The following is a 1,419-nucleotide window of genomic DNA, read 5'->3' on the forward strand; positions in this document are numbered from 1 at the left end:
AAATTTTATTATGCTTTTAGAGATAATAATAGATTTTCAAAAGAACACAGTGACTATTTAAAAAGTAAAAAATATACAATAGAAAATTATAAAAAACTAAAAGATAAGTTTGGAACTATAGTTTATATATCTAATCAAGATCTAGAACCAATTGATATTTATAAAATGTACAAACAAAGATGAGAAATTGAACTAGTTAACAAGTTTTATCAAGATAACTTGAACCTTAAAGAAGTAAATAAAAAGAGTGATATTTCAATTTATGGAGCAGAATTTATTAAAATGCTTTCTACAATTATTGGTTATAGAATAAAAAATAAATTCGAAGAAAGAGGTATCTTAAATGAAAAAACTTTTAGTGAAGCACTAAAAGTATTTAACTCTTATAAAAAATACAAAATAAATATTATGAGTGGTTCTTGAATAGTTGGTAAAATTTCAAAAAAGGATGAAGAAATGATTTTATCTTGTCTTATATAGTGTATATTTTTGGAATTCTTTAATTAAATTATGATTTGTTTTTTTTTCAGTTTCTGAAATTTAAAACTACCCTACCTTAGTCATATTTATTTAACTACAATTTGTTCAAGAAGATCTGTGTTTAAAAGAATAAGAATACTAAAATTTAAATTATAATTTTGTGTTTTATACACCTATAACACTTGTATTTATGATTTTAACTATGATTTCAAATTGTATAATAATGCCAGGATGATAACACATTTATTTTTTTATTTCCTTTATGAAATTTATTTTCTAAATAATATAGTATTTATAGTTTCTGACAATGAACTTTATATGATCAAAGATTCAAAAATAGAAAAAATATATTCATCTGAAAAAAGAATTCAAGTTTGCAAATTCGATAACCCATCAATTATTATTTCTGATATGAGTTTAAATAAAACGTTTTGTTATAATTTTATATTAAACAAGAATGTAAATGATATTCCTACGTTTCCCACTTTAAGCATAAAAATAACAGTTTAAACTTATAAACCTAAATTTATAAGTCAACTGTTATTTTTTTAAAACTTCTAAAAGAGTGTGATAAGTATCTCAACTTTCTTTTAACTCATCATTAAACACTTGTATTGTTTCTGTTTTTTGTTTGTTTACAAATACCTCAATTTCTTTGACATCCTTAATAACGTTAATCATTTTATGTTCAGTAATTCTATCTTTACCTTGCAATTCTAATCTAGAATTTAAAAGATAAATTACATAATTTAAAAATACTAAAGATACAAAACATAGACATATATATCCAACAATATGATTTCATGTTGATAGATACATTGGACGAAGTGACAATTTACCTTTTAACGTTTTAAAATTAGATTCAATTTGTCACTGTTTTGAATATAAATTTACAATATCAACTACAGATAAATCAGTTCTATTTGTTTCATAAACATA

At 21.5% G+C, this 1,419-nt stretch carries 2 protein-coding genes; one reads left to right on the forward strand and one right to left on the reverse strand.

Translation table 4 applies throughout. The features are described 5' to 3' along the window. On the forward strand, positions 1-480 hold a 480-nt coding region (locus tag AB668_RS03690; protein WP_050517675.1), incomplete at its 5' end, for a transposase. A 540-nt stretch (positions 481-1,020) separates the two neighbouring features. Here the strand turns inward: AB668_RS03690 and AB668_RS03695 are convergent. Further along, positions 1,021-1,419 (reverse strand): transposase (locus tag AB668_RS03695; protein ID WP_152908054.1); only part of this gene is annotated, 399 nt, incomplete at its 5' end.

Origin of the sequence: Mycoplasma sp. HU2014 (assembly GCF_001199495.1) — a bacterium.
Classification (GTDB): Bacteria; Bacillota_I; Bacilli_A; order Mycoplasmatales; family Mycoplasmataceae; genus Mycoplasma.